The sequence below is a fragment of the Mesorhizobium sp. P3_A8 genome (genome assembly GCF_056402995.1).
In genome coordinates, this window is sequence record NZ_JBFUGI010000001.1 from 217,498 (window position 1) to 242,216 (window position 24,719).

Consider the following 24,719-nt stretch of genomic DNA (forward strand, 5'->3'; position numbering starts at 1 on the left):
CAAGCTGAAATTTAGATGTTGTTGATTTACCTTATGTTAACCTTAACGGCTGAACGATTATCTTAGAATACCCTAATGAACAAAGCGTCGGAGAAGGATGGGGGTAATGGCCTCCGGCACATGGCACCTCAATCGACAAAAAGGCGCGTGAGCTGGGCCAACGTGGGCTGAGGGTCATCTTGGAGCCCGCGCCTGGCAGTGCTTGAAATCACGGCACCAATTGGGCTGTCCGCTTGCCGGAGGGACGCAGGTCAGCGGCGAAGGGCCAGGTGACATTCGACATCGTTTCGATACCCGATGCACTGAGCGCGGCACCGAACAGGAAGCCTTGCACGAGATCGGGTTTGACCTGCAAGGCCAGGATCTTGAGCTGCTCAAAGGTCTCGACGCCTTCGACGGTCACTGACAGTCCCAGTGGCCGCGACAGGTTGACGATGCCCTTGAGCAGTTCCAACGAACGCGGGTTCTGGGTGACATCTATCAGGAACGAGCGGTCGATCTTGATCTTGTCGAGCGGCAGCTTGTGCAGGTAGCTCAGGCTCGAATAACCGGTGCCGAAATCGTCCAGCGCGATGCGAACGCCAATCTGCTTCAACTCCTCGATGTACTGCCGCGTCAGCGACTTATCGTCGAGCAACGCGGTTTCAGTGACCTCGATCTCCAGCCGAGCGGCGGCGAGACCGGAACTGGCCAGTGCATCGCGAACCTTCTGGATGACGTCGCGGTTGCGGAAATCCTTGGCTGAGAGGTTGACCGAGACACTGGTCTGATCCGGCCATTTGGCGCATTCGGTGCAGGCTGCCTGCAACACGAAGCTGCTGATCTCGGAAATGATGCCCATTTCCTCGGCGAGCGGAATGAAGATGCCGGGCGAAATCGGTCCGAGGTCGGGATGATCCCAACGGCACAGCGCCTCGCAGCTGGCGATGCGCATGGTGCTCATCGACACGATCGGCTGATAAACGACCCGCAGGCTCTTGCTTTCCACCGCGCTGCGCAGATCCGCCTTCATCAGCTGGCGGTTGCGGAACGCAGCGTCCATTGCCGCCTCGAACAGCCGCCAGCCGTTCTTGCCAAGCTCCTTGGCCTTGTAAAGCGCCAGATCCGCCTTGACGATCATGGCGTCGACATCGCTGTCCCCCACCCGTGCCAATACCGCGCCGCCGCTGGCCTGGATGCGCAGCCCGTGGCCGGCGACGTCCACCTCGCCCTGCAGTGCCGCAAAGATCCCGTCGATCTGCGTGGTCAGATGGCTCTCATCCTCGATGCGGTCGAAGAAGACCATGAATTCGTCGCCGCCGAAACGGCTGACGGTGATGCCTTGCCCGGCAACGGCGGCGAGCCGCTCGGCAACCGCGTAGATCAACCCGTCGCCGATCGGATGCCCGAGCGTGTCGTTGACACTCTTGAAATCATCGAGGTCGAGCACGGCCAGACCGCAGAGACGGTCGCGGTCTCCGGACGCCATCGCCTCGCCGATGAGTTCATGGAAATAGGCGCGATTGGGCAGGCCGGTGAGATTGTCGTAGCGCGCCATGAAGCGGATCTTGTCTTCCGCCTCGACACGCGCCGTCACGTCTTCGAAGGTGATGACGCCCAGTTCCTGGCTGCCTTCGCGGGCCGAGAATTCGTAGTGCTGGCCATTGGCGAGTGACACCAGAACCTTGCGGTCGCGACCCTCGCGCAGGGCACGCGTCAGCTGGGCCTCGATGTAGCGGCAATCCTTCGGTGCCAGCATGCCACCGGCGACACCGCGCATCAAAAGACCGTGAATAGACCGCCCGAGCAGGGCATCCCCGGACTTGAGCGACATCAGATGGGCGGCTTCGGCATTGGCGACCGCCACGCGGCCGTTGGGGCCGAGCATGACAAGGCCGTGCGACATGGTGTTGAGGGCGCGATCGAACCTGTGCGCCAGCTTCCTCGCTTCCTTGTGGCCGATGACCGCCGAGAAAAGCACGTTGCGGACGTGGTCGGCGCTGTTGATCGTGATGAACGTCAACGGGATGATCATCAAGCCCAGGACCACCGAAGGGACATCCATGCGCAGCAAGAGTGCAAGTGCCGCCGGACCAATGAAGGTCACGGAAAAAATCCGCACCATGATCGGAGACCCGTAGTTCCGGCCGACAACCGTCACCAAGGTTGCGATGGCCAGCGACGTCGCGGCCAGTTCGGCAAAGGGATCGGGATAGACATAGATCGATATGAAGCACAGCGCGCCCAACCCGAGGCCTTGCAGGCTGCCCTTGAGGATGTAGTTGCGCTCCCACCGTTGCGCCTCTTGAACATTGGCTATTACACCGCCCGCCTTTCGGAAGTCACGAATGCCGAAGTAGCGGAAAAGGCTGATGGACAGCAGAGTAAAAGAGAAAGCCAGGAACAATGGATTGTGCGTGCGGAAGTAGATCATGAATCCGAGGATCCAGTAGCAGACGCCGCCAATCACCAGCATGTGGGCGTTGTCGAACAACGACCGCACAAACTGGATGTAAACATCCGCCGGGATGTTTTCGGTCTTTGTTCTGCCCATGTCGTCGGCCCAACGCTAGGCCTCGTCATCCCACATCCGCCTTAAGAAAGGCTTAGAACAGTGGTTTCGGCTCGGTTGCCGAAGGCGCGCAAAGGCAGGATCGGCCGGGAAATCGAGCTTCAGGTAAACAAGGCCTTCACTCGGCGGCCTGAAGTGCGGGCCCTACCGGTGCGTTTGCGAGGCGCTGGAGCAACCGGGAGCGCTCGCCCGCGGCCTTTTCAGCACTGGCCTGCCGGACATGGCCATAACCACGGATGAGCGCGGGGACCGAGACGAGAGCGACCGCCGCATCAGCTCTATCAGGCGCCAGCGACTTGGCGACGAGCTCGAGATCCGCCTCATATTGTGCCAAAAGCTGCCGTTCCATGCGTCGTTCGGCGGCATAGCCGAACAGGTCGAAAACGGTGCCGCGCAGGCCCTTCAGTGCCGCCAGCAGGCGAAAACCCTTCATCATCCAGGGCCCGAAGCTCGATTTCCGAGGGCTTCCGTCATTTCCGCGACGTCCCATGATCGGCGGCGCGAGATGAAATTCGAGTTTCTCGTAGCTTTGGAACTGCTTGCCCAGCTCGGCGACGAAGGAGCCGTCGGTATAGAGCCGCGCCACCTCGTATTCGTCCTTGATCGCCATCAGCTTGAACAGGTTCCTGGCCGCCGCCTCGGTCACGGCGGTCGAGCCGGGCACGGCCTTGGCTTCGGCAGTGCGCAGCAGCGCCAGCCTGTCGGCATAGCGCTTGCCGTAGGCGGCGTTCTGATAGGCGGTCAGGAAGGCGACACGGCGGGCAATGATCTCGTCCAGCGTCTGCGCGACCGGGGCGGTTTGTCCCGCCTTGCCCGGCTGGGCGACGAGGCCGCGCACGAAATCCGGTTCGTGCGCCGCACGGCGGCCCCAACGGAAGGCGGCGATGTTCATCGCCACCGCTTCGCCGTTCAATTCGATAGCCTTTTCAACGGCTTCTGCCGACAGCGGCAACCCGCCATGCTGGAAGGCAAAGCCGAGCATGAACATATTGGCGCCGAGCGAATTGCCGAACAGTGATGTAGCGGTGCGGGTGGCGTCGAAGAAATGCGCCTTGTCGTCGCCGGCGGCGGTGCGGATCGCCTTCTTCAGGCGTTCGATCGGCAAGGAGAAATCCGCCGACCGGGCAAACTCCCCAGGCATGATCTCGGCGGTGTTGGCGAGGAAGATGGTGTGGCCCTCGCGCACTGCCGTCAGCACCTTCTTGGCACCCGACACGACGAGGTCGCAGCCAAGCACGAGATCGGCCTTCCCCGCCGAAACGCGGATGGCGTGGATATCGTCCGGCGTGCGGGCAATGCGGACATGGGTGAACACCGAGCCGCCCTTCTGGGCGAGGCCGGCCATGTCGATCATGCCGCAGCCCTTGTCCTCGAGATGGGCCGCCATGCCAAGCACGGCACCGACGGTGACGACGCCGGTGCCGCCGACGCCGTCGATGATCGCCGCCCAGCCCTGCTCGCCGAGCGGGAATTCGGCAGGCGTCGGCACGCCATCGAGCGGATCGGTCTTGCCGGCCAGGCCTTCAGCCTTGCGGATCTTGGCGCCGTGCACGGTGACGAAGGACGGGCAGAAGCCGTTGACGCAGGAGAAATCCTTGTTGCAGCTCGACTGATCGATCTTGCGCTTGCGGCCGAATTCGGTCTCGACCGGCTGGATGGAGACGCAGTTCGACTGCACGCCGCAATCGCCGCAGCCTTCGCAGACCAGTTCGTTGATGAAGACGCGCTTGTCGGGATCAGGAAAAGTGCCGCGCTTGCGGCGCCGGCGCTTTTCGGCGGCACAGGTCTGGTCGTAGAGCAGGATCGAGACGCCCTTGACGTCGCGCAGCTCGCGCTGGACGAGATCGAGGTCATCGCGGTGGTGGATGGTGGCGCCGGACGGGAATTCGGCCTTCCCAGCATATTTGTCCGGTTCGTCGGTGACGATGGCGATGCGGTCGACGCCCTCGGCCCGCACCTGCCTGGCGATCATGTCCACCGTCAGGCCGCCCTCATGCGGCTGGCCGCCGGTCATCGCCACGGCGTCGTTGTAAAGGATCTTGTAGGTGATGTTGGCATCGCTCGACAGGGCGAAGCGGATCGCCAGCGTGCCGGAATGGTTGTAGGTGCCGTCACCGAGATTCTGGAAGATGTGACCGCGCTTCGAGAACGGCGCCTGGCCGACCCATTGCGCGCCTTCGCCGCCCATGGCGGTGAAGCCCAGCGTGTTGCGGTCCATCCAAAGCGCCATGAAATGGCAGCCGATGCCAGCGGCGGCGATCGAGCCATCCGGCACCTTGGTCGAGGAATTGTGCGGGCAACCCGAACAGAAGAAGGGCGTGCGCGAACCGATGTCGGTGGCATCCGCCAGCATCGCCTGAAACTGGCGCAGCTTGCCCACCCGCGCCGAGATATCCTCCGACGGGCCGATGGTTTTGACGATCCTTTCGCCAAGGGCAATGGCGATCTCGTTGGGGTCGAGCGCGCCCTTGGCCGGGAATAGCCAGTCGCCGCGCTCGTCCTTCTTGCCGACGATGACCGGCTGCATGGCGGTGCCGTAGAGGCTTTCGCGCAGCTGCACCTCGATCAGCGAGCGCTTCTCCTCGACGACGACGATGGTGTCGAGGCCGCGGGCAAAGTCGGCGATGTGATGCAGGTCGAGCGGCCACGGGCAACCGACCTTGAACAGCCGCACGCCGATGCGGTTGGCTGCCGCCTCGTCGATACCGATATCCTCCAGCGCCTGGCGTACATCGAGGTAGCTCTTGCCCAGCGTAATGATGCCGAGCTTCGGGTTGCGACCGCCGGAATAGACGATGTGGTTCAGCCCGTTGGCATGGATGAAGGCAGAGGCTGCGGCACGCTTGTACTCGTGCAGCCGCTCCTCCTGGCCGAGCATGTCGATCTCGTGGCGGATGTTGAGGCCGCCCGGCGGCATGTCGAATTCCGGCACGACAATGTTGAGCCGTTCGAGCGCGGCATCGACCGAGGCCGTCGATTCGATGTTGTCCTTGACGCATTTGATCGCCGCCCAGGTGCCGGCGAAACGCGACATGGCAAAGCCGTACAGGCCGTAGTCGATGATCTCCTGGACACCGGCCGGGTTGAGGATCGGCACCATGGTGTCGACGAACAGGAATTCGGTGGCATGCGCATTGGTCGAGGATTCGGCCATATGGTCGTCGCCCATGAGCGCAAGGACGCCGCCATGCTTCGACGAGCCGGCGAGATTGGCGTGGCGGAACACGTCGCCTGAACGATCGACGCCCGGTCCCTTGCCGTACCAGACCGAAAAGACACCGTCATGGGTACCCTCGCCCAGCAATTCCGTCTGCTGCGATCCCCAGCAGGCGGTGGCGGCAAGCTCCTCGTTGAGGCCCGGCTGGAAGACGATGTCGGCCCCGGCAAGCTGCTTCTTCGCCTTCCACAGCTGCATGTCGAGGCCGCCGAGCGGCGAGCCGCGATAGCCGGAGACGAAGCCGGCCGTGTTCAGACCAGCACGGCGGTCGCGCTCGCGCTGCATCAGGAGCATGCGGATGACCGCCTGCGCGCCGGACAGGAAGATGCGCTCCTTTCCGAGGTCGAACTTGTCGTCGAGCGCGACATCATGCAGCGTCATCAGGCATTTCCTCTGCGGAGGCCGCGCGGGGGCAGGCAGCCAACGTCGGAGTCGGATGACGCATCCTTTCTCCCCTTGCAAGGCAGGTCAAACAAAATCGCAGGTGCCAGGCAACGCGAAACGAACAGTCCGCCGCCATCCCGAACCGGTACGAAACCGACCTGCGGACGTTGCCCGACGCACGAAAATTTCAGCCGTTGCCGCTGCGCCTAGATGGCTTTCGAGCAATCCGGCTTCGGCTCACCCGGCAGCTTGCCGTCGGGATGGCCGACCAGGTCGGGATTGGCCGTGTAGAGCTGGTCGATGACCAGCGGCCGGTCGGGCAGCACCGACTGATCCTCCGTCGACATCAATGTGGTGTCGATCTTCTGCAGGACCGAACCGTCGGAGCCCTTGATGCTGATGGCGATGGCATAAGGCTTGTTCTTGACGACGCAGGTCAGCGCCGGGCTTTCCAGGGTCACCTTGTCGAGCTTCGGCCAGACCTTCTGCTCGACCACCAGCGGCGCGCCGCCGGCGGGATCCTGGAAGCTGGCGACCGCGACCTGGCCCTCCCCCATCGGCTGCAGGGGCCGCAATGTCACGACATAGGTTGCCCTGGCGAGACGGTAGTTGAAGATGAATATCTTGCCGGAGATTTCGAACAGCTTGCCTTCGCTTTCCTTGCCGGTGTCGCGGCAGGCGCCGAGCGCAGCAGCAGCAATCAATGCGGCGCCGACAACGATCGAACGGGAAAACCTTTTAAGCATCTTTGACCTCATTGGCCGCCAGGCGGCGGCGGCGATAGTGACGACTTGCCTTCTGACGGTTGCCGCACACCGCCATGTCGCACCAAAGGCGGCTGGAATTGCGGCTCCTGTCGACGAACAGCCAGGTGCAGTTGGGACAGATCCTGAGCCTCGCGACGGTGTCGTCGCGCAACAGTGAAAGGGCTGATACCGCCAGCGCCGCCTCGAAGGCGATCGGCGCCGAGGGATCGCCGAACGGCCTTCCCGGCGCGCGGATCTCGGTCCGGCTGCCGGCCAGGCCCTCGGCACAGGCGCGCAGGAACTCGGGCAGGTCAGCGGTGGCGACCGCGCCTTTCGACACCGCGCCGCGAAACAGCCAGTCGGTCGTCTCGCGGATCGACAGCACGACGGGCGCGATTGCCGTGGGCGAGGATACCGTAAGCCGCCTGTCGCCAAGCTCGGCGGCGCGAAAGCCGGTGGCCGCATCGGCGAAGCGGGCAATCTCGGCCGGATCGTCGAAGCGGTCGAATGTTTTCTCCGGATCGCCGCGCAGCACGACGGTGTTGGCCGTGTCGAGCGCAAGCATACCGCCGGTGAAGCGGTGTGGGGTCCAGGATACCGTCATGTCAGAAATCTAACCGATAAATCGCATTTGACAAGTTAGATTCTGGAATGCAAACCTTCACAATCGGCGCGGTCACCGCAGCCTTGTCTTGCGCATGTCGTTGTCCCAAAGCCGCCGCGCTGTTTTGATCGACCTGCTCCTGGGGTTTTGCATGCTCTACTTTTTCCAGCAGGTGCTGAACGGGCTGCATTCGGGCGCGCTTTATGCGCTGCTCGCCTTCGGCTACGTGCTGACCAACGGCATCCTGCACCGCACCAACCTCGCCTATGGCGCGCTGTTCGCCTTCTGCGGCCAGGTCATGATCCTGAGCGTCGCCTTCGGCTACCAAGTGCTGTGGCTGACGCTGTTGGCGTCGGTGCTGTTCGGCGTCGTCGCGGCATTGCTCTATGCCGCGCTGATCAGCCATGTCCTGTCGCGCAGCGTCTTCGAACCGTTGGCCGACCGCACGCCTAATGCCATCGTGGTGACGACGCTGGGCATCCTGATCGTCCTGTCGGAATCAAGCCGCATCGCGGCCGATACCCATGATCTGTGGCTGCCGCCAATGCTTGCCCAGCCCATCGTCTTCGCTGAAGGCGCCGGCTTCAAAGCGACGCTGACACTGATCCAGGTGCTCGACTGCGTGGTGGTGCTGGCGGCAGTCGCACTCGCCACCCGGGGGTTTGCCCGCTCGAACTTCGGCCGATCCTGGCGCGCTGTCTCCGACGACCCACGCGCCGCGGCCCTGTGCGGCGTCGATGTGCGCCGCGTGTTCCGGCATGCCGTGCTGCTCGGTGGCTTCTGCGCCGCCCTGGCCGGCGTCATGGCAAGCCTTTACTATGGCAATGTCAGCTTTGGTTCCGGCCTCGTCTACGGTCTGAAGATCCTGTTCGTGACGGCGGTCGGCGGCTATCTCTCGCCGCCACGGGCAGCCCTGGGTGCCGCCGCCTTCGGCATGGCCGAATCACTGTGGGCCGGCTATTTCCCGGTCGAATGGCGCGACGCCTGGATGTATCTGTTGCTGGTGGCCATGCTGATCTTGATCGGCGCCGGCCGCGACACCAGCAAGATCGTCTGAGTCATCAGACTTTGGTTGCATGACGCGAGGGCAGACCGCCCTTGTCCGGCCCGACTCTTCATCCGATCCCGTTTTGCTGCCTCCATCGATGTTGACCCGTCCAGCCACGCGCGGCATACCGTTGGGCCACGCGGCGTGACGACGGGGGGTGCCGGCACGCTTGCTATACAAGGGAGGACTGCATGGAAGGGCCGCTCGCTCTATCGCGGGGTATCGACCGCCTCAACGAATTCATTGGCAAATCGGTGTCCTGGCTGATCCTGCTGGCGATCCTGGTGAGCGCCGGCAACGCCGTCATCCGCAAGATCTTCGACATCTCGTCGAATGCGTGGCTGGAGCTGCAATGGTATCTGTTCGGCGCCGCCTTCATGCTGGCCGCCGCCTATACGCTGAAGCAGAACGAGCATATCCGCATCGACATCGTCTACGGTATGTTTTCACGCCGCGTGCAGCACTGGATCGACCTTCTCGGCCATATCCTCTTCCTGATGCCGTTCGTGACGCTGATGGTCATCTATTTCGTCCCCTATGTGTCGCTGTCGATTCGCAGCGGCGAGATGTCCAACAATTCCGGCGGGCTGATCGTCTGGCCGGCCAAGGCCATCCTGCTGGTTGGCTTTTTCCTGCTGGCGCTGCAGGGCATTTCCGAAATCATCAAGAAGATCGCCATCATGCGCGGCGACATGGACGACCCCAACCCCTTCATCTCCGTGCACGAACAGGCCGAGCTCGAAGCCAAGGCGCTCGCCGACGAGGTGCGCTCGTGATGGAATTCATCGCCCAGAACATGGCGCCGATCATGTTCGCCTCGCTGATCCTGTTCATGCTGATCGGCTATCCCGTCGCCTTCTCGCTGGCCGCGAACGGATTGATGTTCTTCTTTATCGGCGTGCTTTTGACGCCCTATTCGGGCGGCGCGATCAACCTCGCCTGGCCGCTGCTCTACGCGCTTCCGGACAATTTCTACGGCAGCCGGGTGATGTCAAACGACACGCTGCTGGCCATCCCATTCTTCACCTTCATGGGCATCGTGCTCGAACGATCGGGCATGGCCGAGGACCTGCTCGACACGATCGGCCAGCTGTTCGGGCCTATCCGTGGCGGCCTCGCCTATGCGGTTATCTTCGTCGGCGCATTGTTGGCCGCGACCACAGGTGTGGTGGCGGCGTCCGTGATCGCCATGGGGCTGATCTCACTGCCGATCATGCTGCGCTACGGCTATGACCGCCGGCTGGCATCCGGCGTCATCGCCGCCTCCGGTACGCTTGCCCAGATCATCCCACCCTCGCTGGTGCTGATCGTGCTCGCCGACCAGCTCGGCCGCTCGGTCGGCGACATGTATGCCGGCGCGTTGATCCCGGGCCTGGTCCTGACCGGTCTCTATGCGCTTTACATTCTCATCGTCTCGATCTTCCGGCCGAAAATGGTGCCGGCGCTGCCGCTCGAAGCGCGCACGCTCGGCCATGGCGTGATTTCGCTGCTGGTGGCGCTGGCGGTGTCGATGGCCATCTCCTATGGCGCGTACCGCTACCTGGCACCGGCGCATGGCGACAATGCCGACATTCTTGGCGCCTGCGTCGGCGTGATCCTGATCTACGTCGTCGCCATTGCCGACAGAAGGCTGAACATCAACATGATGTCACGGCTGGCGCAGCAGGTCGTCATCGTGCTGATCCCGCCGCTGGCGCTGATCTTCCTGGTGCTGGGCACCATCTTCCTCGGCATCGCCACGCCAACGGAAGGCGGCGCCATGGGCGCGGTCGGCGCACTGGCAATGGCCGCGGCAAAGGGCCGGCTGTCGCTGGACGTGATCAAACAGGCGCTGGCCTCGACGACGCGGCTGTCGTCCTTCGTGCTGTTCATCCTGATCGGCGCGCGCGTGTTCTCGCTCACCTTCTACGGCGTCAACGGCCAGATCTGGGTCGAGCATTTGCTGACCTCGCTGCCTGGCGGCGAAGTCGGCTTCCTGATCGGCGTCAACATCCTCGTCTTCTTCCTGGCCTTCTTCCTCGATTTCTTCGAACTGGCCTTCATCATCGTGCCGCTGCTGGCGCCGGCAGCCGACAAGCTCGGCATCGATTTGATCTGGTTCGGCGTGCTGCTCGGCGTCAACATGCAGACCAGCTTCATGCACCCGCCCTTCGGCTTCGCCCTGTTCTACCTGCGTTCGGTGGCCGCCCGCGTGCCCTATCTCGACCGCCTGACCGGCAAGCAGATCGCGCCGGTGACGACCGGGCAGATCTATTGGGGCGCGGTGCCCTTCGTCCTGATCCAGGTGGTGATGATCGGACTGACCATCGCCTTCCCGCAAATGGTGATGCGCTACAAGGGCACCGCGATCGATCCGGGCACGATCGACTACAAGGTGCCGGAAGTGCCTGGCCTGTCGCCGCTCGGCACGCCACCGGCTGGTGGCACGGCTCCTGCCAATGGCGCACCGGCCGCGCCCGGCACGCCGGACCTGTCGCAACCGCCGAGTTTCGGCGATGCGCCGCCAGCCAAGCCGGCGACACCGACGCCAGACCTCTCGCAGCCGCCGAGCTTCAACTGATGGGGACCACGCCATGAAAGCAGTGCGGCTGGAGGCGGTGGGCAGCATTGCGCTGCGCGAGGTCGACAAACCTGTCCCCGGCCCGGACGATATTCTGGTCCGTGTCGAGGCCTGCGGCGTCTGCGGCACCGACCGCCACCTTTTCCATGGCGAGTTCCCGTGCAGGCCACCAGTGACGCCCGGGCATGAGTTTTCGGGCATCATCGAGGCGATCGGCAACGCCGTCTCCGGCTTTGCCGTCGGCGAGCGTGTCACCGGCGATCCCAACATCGCCTGCGGGCGCTGCCCGCATTGCCATGCCGGCCGGGTCAATCTCTGCCGCAATCTCAATGCAATCGGCATCCATCGCGACGGCGGCTTTGCCGACTATGTCGTACTGCCGCAGAAACAGGCTTTCATCCTGCCCGCCGATCTGCCGCCGACGCATGGCGCATTCTGCGAGCCGCTTGGCTGCTGCCTGCATGGCGTGGATCTGGCCGAGATCAGACCTGGCAGTTCGGTGGTCGTGCTGGGCGGCGGCGTGATCGGCCTGCTTACCGTACAGCTGGCGCGGCTGGCCGGCGCCACGACCATCATCCTGTCGACCAGACAGGCTTCGCGGCGCGCGCTTGCGGAGGAGCTTGGCGCGACAGCGACGGTCGACCCCACCGCCGGCGATGTCATCGATGCCGTCGCCGGACCAGCTGGCTTGATGCCGGGCGGCGCCGACGTGGTGTTCGAATGCGCCGGCGTGCGCGAGACCGTCGAGCAGTCGATGCGGCTGGCAAGGGCCGGCGGCACGGTCGTCATCGTCGGCGTGACGCCACAAGGCGTGAAGGCGGAATTCGAGCCCTTCGACCTGCTGTTCAGGGAATTGAAGGTGGTTGGCTCTTTCCTCAATCCCTACACGCATCGCCGCGCCGCCGAGCTTATCGCGTCGGGCACGATCGAGATCGACCGGCTGATCTCCAGGCAGGTGCCGCTCGAAGATGCGGCTGATGTGATCGCCAATCCGCCGGCGCCCGGCGAGGTCAAGGTGCTGGTGATGCCAGGCCGGGCTTGAGTCAAAGCCAGCCGCGCTGGGGACCGCTTGCCGTCACGCCGCCTATCGGCTATTCAGCCGGCGCCGAAAAAGACATGGCCGGTTCGGTAGTCCGGTCTCTTCCATTCCTATCTTTTCGAGCATGATCTCTGGACAAACGGAAGCCGTTTGCCCGTGAAAACCGGGCGCCACTTCTGGGGATCATGCTTGGCGGAGGCCTGTTCGCCGCATGAACGTGCGGGAGAACCCGCGGCCGGCAAGCGAGGCGAAAGCCCGCGGGCCGGTTGGGTCATGTCCGGATTTCCTGATGCCAGTCCCGCCGGTTCTCGGTCTGCAGCTAAGCCTGTCCGCGTTTCAACCGTGACAGGACCAAGACCATGAAACTGAACCACCTCAACCTCATCACATCAGAAGTCGCGGCTCTTGCCGGCTTCTTCACCAGCCATTTCGGCTTCGAACTCGTCGCCATGCGCGGCAGGCAAGCCTTCGCGATCCTGCGCGGAGCCGATGGATTTGCCCTCAACCTGATGATGCCAGGCAAGGGAGAACCCGCCGCTTACCCGGACGGCTTTCACGTCGGCTTCTTCTTCGACAAACCAGAGCTTGTGCACGCCAAGCAGGCCGAACTGACTGAGGCAGGCGTCGCGCCGGGCAAGGTCGAGGAGCTGACACGCGGCGGCTTCAACTCAACGACCTTCTATTGCATTGCGCCTGGCGGAATTCTGGTCGAGGTCGGCTCCTCGCCGACCTGAAAACGAGAGACCCCGGACGAGTACGCCCGGGGTCTCCTCAATGAATGCGACGGGACGGTTTACAGCTTGCCGTTGCGCTGCTGGACCATCATGAAGGTGTCGTAATTGTACTCGGCCACCTGTGCCCAGAGATAGTGCTCCTTGCGGAAGCCCTTGATGGATTCCCAGATCTTCTTGAACGGCGCATTAGAGGCCTCCATTTCGGCATAGACCTCGTTGGCCTTTTCGAAGCAGGCGGCCATGATCTCCTGGCTGAACGGACGCAGTTTGGCGCCACCGGCCACCAGCCGCTTTACCGCCGCGGGGTTCACATAATCGTATTTCTGCAGCATGTCGGCGTCGGTGGCTTGCGCGGCAGTGCGCAACAGCGATTTGTAAGCCGGCGAAAGCTCGTCGTATTTCGCCTTGTTGAACATCAAATGGACGGTCGGACCGCCCTCCCACCAGCCTGGATAGTAGTAATAGGGCGCGACCTTATAGAAGCCGAGCTTCTCGTCGTCATAGGGGCCGACCCATTCGGCGGCGTCGATCGTGCCTTTTTCCAGCGCCGGATAGATGTCGCCGCCGGCGATCTGCTGCGGCACGACGCCGAGCTTCTGCACCACCTTGCCGGCAAAGCCGCCGATGCGCATCTTGAGGCCCGAGAGGTCGGCGACCGTGTTGATCTCCTTGCGGAACCAGCCGCCCATCTGCACGCCGGTGTTGCCGCCCGGCAGGCCGAACAAGCCTTGCGTGGCGAGGAACTCGTTGAACAGATCAATGCCGCCGCCATGGTAGTGCCAGGCATTCATGCCGCGTGCGTTGAGCGAAAAGGGAACCGCCGCGCCGAGCGCCCATGTCGGGTCCTTGCCCCAGTAATAATATGCCACCGTATGGCAGGCCTCGACCGTGCCGGCCGTGGTGGCGTCGGCGGCCTGCAGGCCGGGGACAAGCTCGCCGGCGGCAAAGACCTGAATCTGGAAATTGCCGTCGGTGGCTTCCGACAGCATCTTGGAGAACACCTCGGCGCCGCCATAGATGGTGTCGAGCGATTTCGGGAAGGACGACGCCAGCCGCCATGTCACCTTGGGATTTGACTGGGCTATTGCTGGTGCCGCAAGCGTGGCCGCCGCGGCGGCGGCACCGACGCCGGTTACGCCGGCCTTGCGAATGAATGAACGACGATCCATGCAGTTCCTCCCTTTTGGATCAACAGACCGATTTTCAGGAATCCTCGGCTCCCGCATCGGTTGGCCGAAACAATACACGGGCAAGAGGTCTAGTCCAGCACGGCGGCCTGATTTGGTAACCAAGCCATGCGACCCTGCAACTATAGTCTAACAGGCGGTTTCGTGGCCCATGCGACACGCTGAAACTTGGCATGGAAAAATGCCCGGAGATCGCCTATTTTGAAGGCAGGACATCCCTTGCCCGATGGAAAACAGAGCCAAAATGCACCAACCGCTCGTCGCCATATCGACCGACGTCCGTCAGTTCGACAACTACACCTGGCATGCCGCCCCGCAGCAATATCTGGAAGCAGCGATTACCGGCGCCGGCGTGTTCCCACTGCTGGTGCCATCGTTCGGCGACAGGCTCGACTTCGACGAACTTTTGTCTTCTGTCGACGGCGTCATGGTCACCGGCTCGAAATCCAACGTGCACCCCTCGCTTTATGGTGGCGATGCCAGCGAAGCCAACGGTCCCTACGACCCGGCGCGTGATGCCACCACGCTGCCGCTGATCCGCCGGGCGATCGAGCGCGGCGTGCCGCTGCTCGCCATTTGCCGTGGCATCCAGGAATTGAACGTCGCGCTCGGCGGCACGCTGGGCACCGAGATCCAGGAGCGCGAAGGTTCGCTCGACCACCGCGCGCCGGTGAGCGACAAACAGGACGAACGCTTCGCCATCCACCAGACGATTTCGATCAAGCAAGGCAGCTGCCTGGCCGGCGTGTTCGGCGCCGGCGATATCAAGGTCAATTCCTTGCATCGCCAGGCGATCGACCGGCTGGGATCGAAGCTTGAGATCGAAGCTGTCGCCACGGACGGCACGGTCGAAGCGGTTTCGGTCAAAGGCGCCCGCGCCTTCGCAGTCGGCGTCCAGTGGCACCCGGAATACTGGGTCAAATCGGACAGCAACTCGGCCAAGATTTTCCGCGCCTTCGGCGATGCGGTGCGCCTTCATGCCGTCGCGAAGGCCGGTGCGCGGGCCGCCGCGGAATAGTCAGTCGCCAGCCTTCCGATCGCTCGCCAGTGACAGCAAGGGCGTGGCCGGGGCGTAGGACTCGTAGCCATCTCCGTCGGCAACGCTGAAGGTGACAATCGGATCGGTGCCGTTGGCGCTGAAGGCAACCGTGCCGTCATTTTGTTCGCGCCAAAACTTTGCCCGTTCTATGCCGGGCAGCAGACGACGGCATGCCGGAGCAACGTTAAGCCGGGACAAGCCATCCGAAATTTCGGCCCCGCGGCTCACCGCGCAGGCCGCCTCATCGCCATTGGCGACCAGCCTGTAAGCGTTGGACGGCGTGGCCTCTTTGGCAACGCTTTCGCCATTGCCGTCATGAAACAGCTGAACGCCACCAACCAGGGCTGCGGCAGCGATTAACGCGGAAAGCACTCTCATCATTCTTCATCCATGCACGCGGACAGGATGAAGAATGATTTCAAAGGGTTAAGCTGGCGTTAATAAGTATGGCAAACTGCCATCGGCACCACGAACAGGGCGTGCATTCCGCAATCAGGGAACGGAGCAACATGGCTCCGGTGCCCGATGAGCCGCCGCGACTACTTCACATCAAAACTTGTAGCTGAAGCCGACGCGGACAGCCTGGGTCTTTACATCGGTCGGATAATTGTAGCCGCTGTCGGTCGCCGGATTATCGGTGAAGGTGCCGAAATCACTGTAGCGATACTCAACGCGGGTCGTCCATTTTGGCGAGAGGGCATATTCGACGCCGGCGCCCACGGTCCAACCCGCCTTGGTGTTGGATGTATTGTCGGTTGTTACCCCGTCATCGTAATTGGTGTGGAAATGGGCTACGGCCAGGCCACCCGTAGCGTAGAGCAAGGCCGGTCCGGTTGCGTAGCCAAGGCGAGCCCTCAGCGAACCCTGAACGTCGATTTTGGTCTTGATGGTGCCAGCAAACGCCGAATCCACTGAACCGCTCGCTCCCGACCCCTCGATATCGCCTTCAACGCCGAGAACATACGAATCGAAGGCCTGATTGTAGCCGAGGTGAATACCACCGAGCACGCCGTTGGATTTCCACGAATCGGACCAATCGGAAGCGCCGCTTCCTATCTCTGAATCATGGCTGTCGACATCTCCCCAGCCATACCCGATCTGGGCGCCGACATAGGCGCCTGTCCAGTCATAGGCAACGGGAGCCGAGACGAGCGAATCGGCAGCGAAAGCGCTGCCTGAAACGACGACCAGCATTGTCGATGCTAGAAGAAGAAACTTCACGTAGCGCCCCGCTCGTTGACTGTCGGCAAACTACCTTGCTTCAGCCAACTTCACGTAGCGCCCCGCTCGTTGACTGTCGGCAAACTACCTTGCTTCAGCCGCGTAGCAAGCGCGTATCAGGATACAGAGGTGTCAGAAGCGCCCGATTTCCGACCTATGGTTGCAGATCGGCCACGTTTCGCGGCCTATTCGGCCAATCTTGCTAAGTCCTGACCTTCACATGCGCTGTCTCCGGCACCGGTGTCAGCGGTCGGCGCTCGGTGAACCATGACACCAGATTGTCGACGCAGAGATCGGCCATGGCGCGGCGCGTGTGCTCCGATGCCGAGCCGACATGCGGCAACAGCGAGGTGTTGGGCGCATCGAGCAGCGCCTTGGGCACATTCGGTTCGTCGGCGAAGACATCGAGCCCGGCGGCGGCGATGGTGCCGTCGGCAAGGGCTGCCGCAAGAGCGGCCTCATCGACCGTGCTGCCGCGGCCGATGTTGACGAAAACGCCGTTGGCGCCGAGTGCCGACAGAATCTCGGCATTGACCGCCTTCTGCGTCGAAGCCCCGCCCGGCGCTACCGAAATCAGCGTGTCGACCGCTTCAGCAAGGCCCTTCAGCGTCGGGTGGTACTGGTAGGAAAGGCCTTCGACACGGCGCCGGTTGTGGTAGGCGACCGGCAGGCCAAACGCCTCAAGCCGCCGGGCAATGGCCTGCCCGATGCGACCCATGCCGAAAATGCCGACACGGCGCGCACGCAAGGTCAGCCGGCTCAGCGGATAGTTGCCCATGCGCACCCAGCTGCCATCGCGCAGCCAGTTTTCCGCGCGCGGCAGGTCACGGATCGTGTTGATCAGCAGCCCGATCGCGGTGTCGGCGACCTCCTCGGTCAGCACGTCGGGCGTGTTGGTGACCATGATGTTCTTCGCCGCGGCATGGCCGACATCGACCGAGTCATAGCCGACGCCGAAGGAGGCGATGAGTTCGAGATTGGGCAAGGCATCCATCATCGCGGCGCTGATGCCGGCAAAAGAGGCAATGCCGCGCACCGCGCGGCGCATCTCGTCGGTGACCAGCGCCGGATCGGCGCGTTCGATCCTGACCTGGTTGAAGGTACGGTCGATACGCCTGACGGCATGGTCGCTGAAGTCCGCCGGCACCAGAATGGCAACGGCTTGCAGTTGTTCGGCCTTGGTCATGCACGCTCCACCGGCTTGCCGGTCGACTGGCGGACATGCAGTTCCGGCTTGATCAGTTCCTGCGAGGGCCGCACCGTCTGCCCGTTGAGCTTGTCGAGCAGCGCGCTGGCGGCGCGGCGGCCGACCTCGCGCTGGCCGTTCCAGACGGTGGTCAGCGCCGGCGTGGCGATCGCCGCCTCCTCGAGATCGTCATAGCCGGTGACGGAGATGTCGATGCCCGGTACCAGGCCGGCACGGGCAATGCCATTCATCAGGCCGATAGCCACAAGATCGTTCCAGCAGCAGGCGGCGGTCGGCTTGTCCTTCAGCGCCAGGAACTGCCCGGCGGCCTCGAAGCCCGCCTGCTTGGTGCGCGGGCCGGCAATGCGCCAGGACGGCCTGACTTCGAGCCCGGCCGCTTCCATGGCGTTGACATAGCCCTGGTAGCGGTCGCGGCCGGTCGAGGTCTGGTCGGTGCCGCCGATCATGGCGATGCGCTTGTGACCAAGCGAGATGAGATGGTTGGTGGCGAGGCCTGTTCCGTAGGAGTCGTCGCCGCGAAACACCGGCACGTCGGCGCCCTCGACGGTGCGCGCGATCAGCACCGCTGGCAGGCCGTTCTCCTCGGCCATCAGGATGTCGGAAGCCGGCGTGCCGATGGCCGGCGACATGATGACACCGTCGGCGCCGAGCTGCAGCAGCGTATCGATGAAGGTGCGCTGTTTCTCGAGCTGGTCGTAGTGATTGGACAGGATGAAGGTCTGCCGGCTGCGGTCGAGTTCGCTTTCGATCGAGCGCAGGATCTCGGCGAAGAACGGGTTCATGATGTCGTGCACGACGACACCGACAATGCCCGAACGCGAGGTACGCAGGCTGGCGGCGCGGCGGTTGTAAATATAGCCGATGGCGCGCGCATGTTCCTTGATGCGGTCGCGCGTCGAGCCGGCAACCAGCGGGCTGTCGCGCAGCGCCAGTGACACGGTGGCCGTGGACACGCCGAGTGCATCGGCGATCGTCGAAAGCTTGATTTTTTGTGCCAGCGCCTTGCGCTCCCCGAACGACCTGAATTCCGACCTAAACTGTTTAAAGGCGGCGTTATGCCACCGATCGGGGGCAAATCAAAGTTTTTTTGCCAGCGCCTCGGCCTCGACATCGGATGCCGCGCGGCTCCGCAGCCGAAGCCGGTGCTCGCGGTGGACGATATAGAGGCCGCTGGCAACGATGATGGCGGCACCGACCAGCGTCCAGCGGTCGGGGAACTGGTTGAAGACGATCCAGCCGGAAATGATCATCCACACCATCTGCGAATAGGGATAGGGTGCCAATGCCGTGGTCGTCGCCAGCCGATAGGCCTGCACCAGCAGCCAATGCCCGACACCGCCGAAGACGCCAAGCATAAGCAGCACGAACCAGTGCCAACCATCATGCGGCAACGAGAAGGAAAACGGCAGCATCGGCAAAAGCAGCACCGCCGGCGCCAGCGCCGAGAACAGGATCAAGCTTTCCGAGGTCTCGGTCGCCGACATGCGGCGCGTCATGATGACGTAGAAGCTGTTCGACAGCATCGAGCCGAGCGCGAAGAGATGGCCGATGCCGAAAACGCCGACGCCTGGCCTTGTGATGATCAGAACCCCGGCGAAAGCAGCCAGGATGGCCAGCCAGCGCCGCCAGCCGGCCCATTCGCCGAGCAGCGGGCCGGCAAGTGCGGTGATCACCATCGGCCCGAAGAAATAGATCGATGTCGTCTCGGCCAGCTGCAGGGAGCGCAGCGCCATGATGTTGCACATGGTCGAGCCAAACAGGAACACACCGCGCAGCACATGTGCCGGCAGGTTAACCGGGCGAAATCGCATCGGTTGGCGCCAACCGCGCAGCAGCGTGCCGACCAGCACGACATGCACGGCAAAGCGCACCCAGGCGACGATCAGCGCGGAAACGCCGGCTAGGACGAGATATTTGCTTGAGGTGTCGAGGAAGGTGAAGAAGACATAGGTGGTCAGCATGCACAGGATCGCCACCGGCGGCGTCGCGCTTTCTGGATATTTTTGGGAAGCATTCACTTGCAGGCCGGGGGAAAGCTGGGCTGAAGCCCACCTTTGCGGGAATTGTCGCTTGCCGGCAAGCCAAAAGCGCCTGGCACAACAAGACGCGTCGGCAGGCTTAGCCGCCCTCGTCTCGCGGCCCAAACCGCTGCCCTCGCTCGGGCCAAGCGTGAGGACAGGCTACATGCATGGTCTCTGTTGCCGATCAACGTCGAAAGCTTGCTGCCTTGACGACATCCGGCTTTCCGCCTAGCTCTGATGTCATGAACATCGCAATGGCTTTGATCGTCGTAAGGGAGCGCATGGGCAGGATGGTGTAACCATCCGGCGGAAGCACCCATGCGCAGTAAGCAGGCTCCTGACGGGGCCTTTTTTTATGCCCGGAATTTGGGCCGCCTCGTCAGACTTCAATCCCACCGACAAGGCGAGCGAGATCATGGCAAGCGATAACCCCATCCGAAGCCCGGGCACAGACATATCCGGGAGAGCGACAGTCTCCGAACCCGCTGCTCCACCCCGACTGATTACCCTTATCCTGCTTTCGGCTCTTGCCGTATTGCCGGTGAACATGATCTTGCCGTCGCTGCCGAACATTGCCGCAACGTTCCGGGCTGATTTCGCATTGGTCAATCTGTCGGTCGCCGGCTTTGCGATCATCACCGCCGTCATCGAGGCCATCGGAGGCGCAATATCGGACCGATTTGGGCGCCGGCCGGTCGTCTTGATATCTCTCTCGATCTTCGTCATCGCGTCCATTGGCTGCGCTCTGGCTCCCAATATCGGCATTTTCCTTCTGTTTCGCGCGATGCAGGCGTGCATCGGCCCCTGCTATTCCGTCGCTCTGGTCATCATCAAGGAGACATCGGATGAACGCGAAACCGCCAGCAAATTTGGTTATCTCGCCATGGGCTGGGCACTCGCGCCCATGGTCGGTCCTCTGTTTGGCGGGTCACTGGACGAACTGTTCGGATGGCGGTCAAGCTTCGTTGTCTTCGCGATCCTCGGTATGGCCGCCTACGCCCTATCCGCGCGCGAGATCAGAAGAACTCCATTGTCGAGATCGCACAGGAATTACCTTGCCTCCTACAGGCTGCTCCTGAGTTCGGCGCGGTTTTGGGCCTACACACTGTGCATGGCCTCCTCGATGGGCGTGCTTTATGTCTTTCTGGGCGGAGCCCCATTGGCCGTCGGTAACGCGCTCGGCGGGTCAAGCGCCAAGCTCGGGCTTTACATGGGATTGGTCCCTACCGGCTTCATTCTCGGCAGCTATCTGGCCGGGCGTTACGCCTCGAAGACCTCGCTGGCTGCCATGCTTGTTTTTGCGCGCCTCCTGACCTGCGCCGGCCTGCTGGCCGGTCTGGTCCTGTCAAGCTTTGGCATCACTCACGTCCTGGCCTTCTTTGGACCTTGCCTGTTCATCGGCATCGGTAATGGATTGACCATGCCTGCCGCCAACAGCGGCGCCTTGTCGGTACGATCGGATCTGGTTGGCACCGCCGCGGGACTGACCGCCGCAATGCGGATCGGCGGCGGGGCACTCATCGCGTCCATCGCCGGCCTGTTCCTGGCAGTTTCGATCCCTGCGCTGTTCGTCATGATGCTGATACCGGCGGTACTCGCCTTGTTGGCGGCGCTGTACGCCGCCCGCCTCGACCGGCGGCAGCCTGCCGATTGATCCCTATGCATGCATGCGGGCGCCCTTGGTGATTTTGTCGACGAGCTTCTTCTCGGCACGGAGCGCGATGCCGACCACCTTGGCGTCTTCAGGCGCGAACTCGGCGAAGACGGCGCGGTTGGCGGCGTCGAAGCCGGTCGAGAACATCTCCTCGACATAGAGCGAGGTTGTCACGCCGCGCTCCAGCGCGCGCCGGTGGATCGTGGCGAGCGTCGCCTGGTCGGCCGAGAGCACGATGACCGGCTGGATCGACAGCGGATTGTAAAGATTGCCGGAGCGGTCACGATAGGGCTCGCCAATGATGTCGGGAAACTGCGCGACGATGCCGCTGGTCAGGAAAGCGGTGACGTTGAGTTTCTGCCAGACGGGCAAGTCTTCCCGCAGAACGATTGCAAATTTCGTATCGAACATGAGAAAATGGACCATTCGAGGTTGTGCCCCGATGTCGGGGCTGAAGGAGACGATGTCGCACGATGTAGGCAGCCAGGCCTTCGAGGGTCTTGGACGTTTGTGCGCCGATGCAGCGGAAAACTGCATCATCTCGGCTCCCGACCCTGTGGGGATGGAGCGGATCGAGGCGCGGTTCCACGGCAGCGCCTTCGATCTGCATCGCCATGACACCTACGCGATCGGGGTGACGCTGCAAGGCGTGCAGACCTTTCGCTACCGCGGCGCGACGCGGCTAAGCCTGCCCGGCCAGATCATCGTGCTGCATCCCGACGAATTGCATGATGGCGGCGCCGGCACCGAGGACGGGTTGCGCTACAGGATGCTCTATCTCGAGCCGTCGCTGATGCTGGACTGCCTGGGCGGCGCATCGCTGCCCTTCGTCAGGGATGCCGTGGTGAGGGATGACACTTTCTGCACAACGCTGCTTTCAGCGCTGGGACCATTGGAGCAGGAACTCGACGAGCTGTTCGTCGACGACTTCCTGGCGCAACTGATGCAAAGCCTGGCGCGGCATGCCGGCCAGCCGGCGAAGCCTATGGCCAGAACGGCGTGGCGGGCGGCCGCGCTGGCGCGTGACTATCTCACGGAGAACGCAATGCGCGCCGTGCGCTCCGGCGAGCTGGAAGCCATCACCGGGCTCGACCGCTACGCGCTGTCACGGCATTTCCGCGCTGCGTTCTCGACCAGCCCGCATCGTTTCCTGGTGATGCGCCGGCTTCAGCGTGCGCGGCGGATGATCACCGCCGGCGAACCGCTGGCGCAGATCGCGGTCGAGGCCGGCTTCACCGACCAGAGCCACTTCAACAGGCAATTCAAGAAGGCGTTCGGCATGACGCCGGGACGCTGGTCGTCGCTGATTAGGGACTCGGCCCCGGCAGCGGCCTGATCGTTACGATCAGTCGTCCGACTCGGCGTCGTCGTCCATCAACACCAGTTCCTCATTGGAGAGGTTGGCTTCGATGCGGGCGAGCAGCTTGAACAGCGCCTTCTGGTCCTTCTTGTCGAGGCCCTTCAGCGCCTGCTTTTCGGTCTTCTTCACCGATTTCTCGATGGCGCGGATGGTTTCGCGGCCGGTCTCGGTGAGGAAGATGTGCGCCTGGCGGGCATCGGACTCGGAGGCGCGCTTTTCCAGAAAACCCTGCGCCTGCAGCCGGTTGATGGTCTTGGTGATGGTCGGCGGGCGCACGCCGAGGCGGCCGGCAAGATTGCCCGGCGTCTGGCCGTCCTCGCGGTCGAGCGCCAGCATGATCTGGTCCTGGCCGGCATAGAAGCCGTGCGCCAGAAGCCGGGCCGCCAGCGCGGTTCTTGCCAGCCTTGCCGCCGAATGCAGCCGGCTCATTGTTGCAGTCTTGTCCGCCTTGGCCATGGTCATCCCTCTTCGGCCGTACCGGTGCGTACAGCATAGACGCAGCCGGCCGGTTGGCAATCGACGATCGAAAAGATTCCGGCGCTCCAAACAGCTTTGCCGGCAAGCATTGCGGTGTCCGCCGTGGCTAATGCCAGATGTTTATTTCAGTTAGATGACAAACGAGTTTCGACGGCGCCGGATTCACAGGAACCGCCATGCGGATGCAATGCGCCGACGGGCAGCGTCTGGCAAGGTGCCCTGTTCTGTCGTCCCATCGCCGGGCCGACGATCCTTTCCGCCGCCATGACCACGGAACAAACCCAGCCGGCCGCTTTGGACCATTGGTTTGCCCCGTGCAAAAGCCCGGCACACATCCTATATGGAGCCGACAATCCCTTTTCGCGGCCGAGTTTTTCAAGGCCCAGACATTTCGAGGCAAGCCATGAGCGACGCACAGACGCAGATCCCCGTAACCGTTCTCACCGGCTATCTCGGCGCCGGCAAGACGACGCTGCTCAACCGCATCCTGTCGGAAAACCACGGCAAGCGTTACGCGGTCATCGTCAATGAATTCGGCGAAATCGGCATCGACAACGACCTGATCGTGGAATCCGACGAGGAAATCTACGAGATGAACAATGGCTGCGTCTGCTGCACGGTGCGCGGCGACCTGATCCGCGTCGTCGAGGGCCTGATGCGCCGGCCCGGCCGTTTCGATGCCATCGTGGTCGAGACCACCGGTCTCGCCGATCCGGTGCCGGTGGCGCAGACCTTCTTCATGGATGACGACGTGCGCTCAAAGACCAGGCTCGATGCGGTGGTGGCGCTGGTCGACGCCAAGCACCTGCCGCTCAGGCTCAAGGATTCCAAGGAAGCCGAGGACCAGATCGCTTTTGCCGACGTCGTCGTGCTCAACAAGACCGATCTGGTCACCCCCGAAGAGCTGGCCAAGGTCGAGGCGACGATCCGCGCCATCAACCCAGCGGCCAGGATCCACCGCACGACGCGCGCCGGTGTTGCCCTGTCGGAAGTGCTCGACCGCGGCGCCTTCGACCTGTCGCGGGCGCTGGAAAACGACCCGCATTTCCTCGAGGCGCATGACGATCATGATCATCATGACCACGATCATCACGACCATGATGGCCACGACCACCATGATCATGACGGGCATGATCATCACCATCACGCGCATCCTTCCGACATCCATGATGTGACGGTGCAGTCGGTGTCGCTGCGCGGTGGCGAGATGGATCCGAAGAAGTTCTTCCCGTGGATCGAGAAGATCACCCAGATGGAAGGCCCCAACATCCTGCGGCTGAAAGGCATTATTGCCTTGAAGGGCGATGATGAGCGCTATGTCATCCAGGGCGTGCACATGATCATCGAAGGCGACCATCAGCGCGCCTGGAAGGACGGCGAGAAACATGAGAGCCGGCTGGTGTTCATCGGCCGCGAACTCGATGCCGAGCGGCTGAAGAAGAGTTTTGACGCCTGCCAGGCGGCTTGACGCCAAGCAAGGTAGTGTGGAAAAGGGGCTGTCGGCTCGAAGGCCGATAGCTCCATCCCCTCTTGGGCTGAACTGCATGCCGGATGCCCGGCAAATCAATGACAAAGCGAGTGCGTAGGTCGGACTTGTGCGCCAATTTCGCGACCGAGATAGAATACTATCCTTACGTTATCCAACTTTTTTCGAGAGAAAGAGGACGCTT

Annotated in this window: 21 protein-coding genes; 9 read left to right on the forward strand and 12 right to left on the reverse strand. The window is 62.8% G+C overall.

Going from position 1 to position 24,719, the window contains the following annotated elements; genetic code table 11:
- Nucleotides 1-208: 208 nt before the first annotated feature.
- The 4 genes from AC1DX4_RS00975 to AC1DX4_RS00990 form a co-directional block, all read right to left on the reverse strand.
- The gene (locus tag AC1DX4_RS00975; protein ID WP_477218541.1) at nt 209-2,533 is read right to left on the reverse strand and encodes a putative bifunctional diguanylate cyclase/phosphodiesterase; all 2,325 of its coding nucleotides are present in this window, start codon (nt 2,531-2,533) and stop codon (nt 209-211) included.
- A 136-nt stretch (nt 2,534-2,669) separates the two neighbouring features.
- Entirely contained in the window at nt 2,670-6,149 is a 3,480-nt protein-coding gene (locus AC1DX4_RS00980) for an indolepyruvate ferredoxin oxidoreductase family protein (RefSeq protein WP_477218542.1), read from the reverse strand.
- Between the two features lie 209 nt (nt 6,150-6,358).
- Nucleotides 6,359-6,898 carry a hypothetical protein gene (locus AC1DX4_RS00985; RefSeq protein ID WP_477218543.1) on the reverse strand — a complete coding sequence of 180 codons (540 nt, stop codon included), beginning with the start codon at nt 6,896-6,898 and terminating at the stop codon, nt 6,359-6,361.
- On the reverse strand, nt 6,891-7,502 hold the full coding sequence (locus AC1DX4_RS00990) for a CGNR zinc finger domain-containing protein (protein ID WP_477218544.1): 612 nt from the start codon (nt 7,500-7,502) through the stop codon (nt 6,891-6,893). Before AC1DX4_RS00990 ends, AC1DX4_RS00985 begins: the two co-directional genes overlap by 8 nt.
- Before the next feature lie 151 nt (nt 7,503-7,653).
- Between AC1DX4_RS00990 and AC1DX4_RS00995 the strand changes: the two genes are divergently transcribed.
- The 5 genes from AC1DX4_RS00995 (at nt 7,654) to AC1DX4_RS01015 (ending at nt 12,883) form a co-directional block, all read left to right on the forward strand.
- Nucleotides 7,654-8,559, forward strand: coding sequence for a branched-chain amino acid ABC transporter permease (locus tag AC1DX4_RS00995; RefSeq protein ID WP_477218545.1), 906 nt, complete (start codon nt 7,654-7,656; stop codon nt 8,557-8,559).
- A gap of 182 nt (nt 8,560-8,741) precedes the next feature.
- Nucleotides 8,742-9,326, forward strand: coding sequence for a TRAP transporter small permease subunit (locus AC1DX4_RS01000; RefSeq protein ID WP_477218546.1), 585 nt, complete (start codon nt 8,742-8,744; stop codon nt 9,324-9,326).
- Nucleotides 9,326-11,110: a TRAP transporter large permease gene (locus AC1DX4_RS01005; RefSeq protein ID WP_477218547.1), complete on the forward strand. Its 1,785-nt coding sequence runs from the start codon at nt 9,326-9,328 to the stop codon at nt 11,108-11,110. The genes AC1DX4_RS01000 and AC1DX4_RS01005 overlap by 1 nt, the downstream gene beginning before the upstream one ends.
- A gap of 13 nt (nt 11,111-11,123) precedes the next feature.
- Nucleotides 11,124-12,152 (forward strand): zinc-dependent alcohol dehydrogenase family protein, encoded by a 1,029-nt coding sequence (locus AC1DX4_RS01010; protein ID WP_477218548.1) that lies wholly within the window; start codon nt 11,124-11,126, stop codon nt 12,150-12,152.
- Between the two features lie 356 nt (nt 12,153-12,508).
- Nucleotides 12,509-12,883: a VOC family protein gene (locus AC1DX4_RS01015; RefSeq protein ID WP_477218549.1), complete on the forward strand. Its 375-nt coding sequence runs from the start codon at nt 12,509-12,511 to the stop codon at nt 12,881-12,883.
- A gap of 59 nt (nt 12,884-12,942) precedes the next feature.
- Here the strand turns inward: AC1DX4_RS01015 and AC1DX4_RS01020 are convergent, their stop codons facing one another.
- Nucleotides 12,943-14,052, reverse strand: a complete 1,110-nt coding sequence (locus AC1DX4_RS01020; protein ID WP_477218550.1) for a TRAP transporter substrate-binding protein — start codon at nt 14,050-14,052, stop codon at nt 12,943-12,945.
- A gap of 262 nt (nt 14,053-14,314) precedes the next feature.
- Between AC1DX4_RS01020 and AC1DX4_RS01025 the strand changes: the two genes are divergently transcribed.
- Nucleotides 14,315-15,088, forward strand: a complete 774-nt coding sequence (locus tag AC1DX4_RS01025; protein WP_477218551.1) for a gamma-glutamyl-gamma-aminobutyrate hydrolase family protein — start codon at nt 14,315-14,317, stop codon at nt 15,086-15,088.
- Here AC1DX4_RS01025 and AC1DX4_RS01030 read toward each other — a convergent pair whose 3' ends face one another.
- The 5 genes from AC1DX4_RS01030 to AC1DX4_RS01050 all read right to left on the reverse strand — a co-directional run bounded on the left by AC1DX4_RS01030 (nt 15,089) and on the right by AC1DX4_RS01050 (nt 19,498).
- Nucleotides 15,089-15,487, reverse strand: a complete 399-nt coding sequence (locus AC1DX4_RS01030; protein WP_477219093.1) for a hypothetical protein — start codon at nt 15,485-15,487, stop codon at nt 15,089-15,091.
- A 171-nt stretch (nt 15,488-15,658) separates the two neighbouring features.
- On the reverse strand, nt 15,659-16,303 hold the full coding sequence (locus AC1DX4_RS01035) for an outer membrane protein (protein ID WP_477218552.1): 645 nt from the start codon (nt 16,301-16,303) through the stop codon (nt 15,659-15,661).
- A 229-nt stretch (nt 16,304-16,532) separates the two neighbouring features.
- Nucleotides 16,533-17,516 (reverse strand): 2-hydroxyacid dehydrogenase, encoded by a 984-nt coding sequence (locus AC1DX4_RS01040; RefSeq protein WP_477218553.1) that lies wholly within the window; start codon nt 17,514-17,516, stop codon nt 16,533-16,535.
- The gene (locus AC1DX4_RS01045; protein ID WP_081850252.1) at nt 17,513-18,535 is read right to left on the reverse strand and encodes a LacI family DNA-binding transcriptional regulator; all 1,023 of its coding nucleotides are present in this window, start codon (nt 18,533-18,535) and stop codon (nt 17,513-17,515) included. Before AC1DX4_RS01045 ends, AC1DX4_RS01040 begins: the two co-directional genes overlap by 4 nt.
- A gap of 78 nt (nt 18,536-18,613) precedes the next feature.
- Nucleotides 18,614-19,498 carry a DMT family transporter gene (locus AC1DX4_RS01050; RefSeq protein ID WP_477218554.1) on the reverse strand — a complete coding sequence of 295 codons (885 nt, stop codon included), beginning with the start codon at nt 19,496-19,498 and terminating at the stop codon, nt 18,614-18,616.
- Nucleotides 19,499-19,973: 475 nt separating this feature from the next.
- Here AC1DX4_RS01050 and AC1DX4_RS01055 point away from each other — a divergent pair, with 475 nt between their 5' ends.
- Nucleotides 19,974-21,212 (forward strand): MFS transporter, encoded by a 1,239-nt coding sequence (locus AC1DX4_RS01055; protein WP_477218555.1) that lies wholly within the window; start codon nt 19,974-19,976, stop codon nt 21,210-21,212.
- A 3-nt stretch (nt 21,213-21,215) separates the two neighbouring features.
- On the opposite strand, the gene AC1DX4_RS01060 is transcribed toward AC1DX4_RS01055, so the two are convergent.
- Nucleotides 21,216-21,623: a DUF2000 family protein gene (locus AC1DX4_RS01060; protein WP_477219094.1), complete on the reverse strand. Its 408-nt coding sequence runs from the start codon at nt 21,621-21,623 to the stop codon at nt 21,216-21,218.
- Between the two features lie 52 nt (nt 21,624-21,675).
- Here AC1DX4_RS01060 and AC1DX4_RS01065 point away from each other — a divergent pair, with 52 nt between their 5' ends.
- Complete coding sequence (locus AC1DX4_RS01065) at nt 21,676-22,548, forward strand: AraC family transcriptional regulator (RefSeq protein ID WP_477218556.1); 873 nt, start codon at nt 21,676-21,678, stop codon at nt 22,546-22,548.
- 9 nt (nt 22,549-22,557) lie between these two features.
- On the opposite strand, the gene AC1DX4_RS01070 is transcribed toward AC1DX4_RS01065, so the two are convergent.
- Nucleotides 22,558-23,028, reverse strand: coding sequence for a MarR family transcriptional regulator (locus tag AC1DX4_RS01070; RefSeq protein ID WP_027040586.1), 471 nt, complete (start codon nt 23,026-23,028; stop codon nt 22,558-22,560).
- A gap of 424 nt (nt 23,029-23,452) precedes the next feature.
- Here AC1DX4_RS01070 and AC1DX4_RS01075 point away from each other — a divergent pair, with 424 nt between their 5' ends.
- Nucleotides 23,453-24,517 carry a CobW family GTP-binding protein gene (locus AC1DX4_RS01075; RefSeq protein ID WP_477218557.1) on the forward strand — a complete coding sequence of 355 codons (1,065 nt, stop codon included), beginning with the start codon at nt 23,453-23,455 and terminating at the stop codon, nt 24,515-24,517.
- Nucleotides 24,518-24,719 lie beyond the last annotated feature (202 nt).

Coding starts and splice junctions, on each gene's coding strand:
- AC1DX4_RS00975 (WP_477218541.1), bottom strand. CDS start 2,533: ATGGGCAGAACAAAGACCGAAAACATCCCGGCGGATGTTTACATCCAG.
- AC1DX4_RS01005 (WP_477218547.1), top strand. CDS start 9,326: ATGGAATTCATCGCCCAGAACATGGCGCCGATCATGTTCGCCTCGCTG.
- AC1DX4_RS00985 (WP_477218543.1), bottom strand. CDS start 6,898: ATGCTTAAAAGGTTTTCCCGTTCGATCGTTGTCGGCGCCGCATTGATT.
- AC1DX4_RS01020 (WP_477218550.1), bottom strand. CDS start 14,052: ATGGATCGTCGTTCATTCATTCGCAAGGCCGGCGTAACCGGCGTCGGT.
- AC1DX4_RS01040 (WP_477218553.1), bottom strand. CDS start 17,516: ATGACCAAGGCCGAACAACTGCAAGCCGTTGCCATTCTGGTGCCGGCG.
- AC1DX4_RS01035 (WP_477218552.1), bottom strand. CDS start 16,303: ATGCTGGTCGTCGTTTCAGGCAGCGCTTTCGCTGCCGATTCGCTCGTC.
- AC1DX4_RS00990 (WP_477218544.1), bottom strand. CDS start 7,502: ATGACGGTATCCTGGACCCCACACCGCTTCACCGGCGGTATGCTTGCG.
- AC1DX4_RS01075 (WP_477218557.1), top strand. CDS start 23,453: ATGAGCGACGCACAGACGCAGATCCCCGTAACCGTTCTCACCGGCTAT.
- AC1DX4_RS00980 (WP_477218542.1), bottom strand. CDS start 6,149: ATGACGCTGCATGATGTCGCGCTCGACGACAAGTTCGACCTCGGAAAG.
- AC1DX4_RS01055 (WP_477218555.1), top strand. CDS start 19,974: ATGGCAAGCGATAACCCCATCCGAAGCCCGGGCACAGACATATCCGGG.
- AC1DX4_RS01010 (WP_477218548.1), top strand. CDS start 11,124: ATGAAAGCAGTGCGGCTGGAGGCGGTGGGCAGCATTGCGCTGCGCGAG.
- AC1DX4_RS01060 (WP_477219094.1), bottom strand. CDS start 21,623: ATGTTCGATACGAAATTTGCAATCGTTCTGCGGGAAGACTTGCCCGTC.
- AC1DX4_RS01050 (WP_477218554.1), bottom strand. CDS start 19,498: ATGCTGACCACCTATGTCTTCTTCACCTTCCTCGACACCTCAAGCAAA.
- AC1DX4_RS01070 (WP_027040586.1), bottom strand. CDS start 23,028: ATGGCCAAGGCGGACAAGACTGCAACAATGAGCCGGCTGCATTCGGCG.
- AC1DX4_RS01065 (WP_477218556.1), top strand. CDS start 21,676: ATGTCGCACGATGTAGGCAGCCAGGCCTTCGAGGGTCTTGGACGTTTG.
- AC1DX4_RS01000 (WP_477218546.1), top strand. CDS start 8,742: ATGGAAGGGCCGCTCGCTCTATCGCGGGGTATCGACCGCCTCAACGAA.
- AC1DX4_RS00995 (WP_477218545.1), top strand. CDS start 7,654: ATGCTCTACTTTTTCCAGCAGGTGCTGAACGGGCTGCATTCGGGCGCG.
- AC1DX4_RS01030 (WP_477219093.1), bottom strand. CDS start 15,487: ATGAGAGTGCTTTCCGCGTTAATCGCTGCCGCAGCCCTGGTTGGTGGC.
- AC1DX4_RS01025 (WP_477218551.1), top strand. CDS start 14,315: ATGCACCAACCGCTCGTCGCCATATCGACCGACGTCCGTCAGTTCGAC.
- AC1DX4_RS01015 (WP_477218549.1), top strand. CDS start 12,509: ATGAAACTGAACCACCTCAACCTCATCACATCAGAAGTCGCGGCTCTT.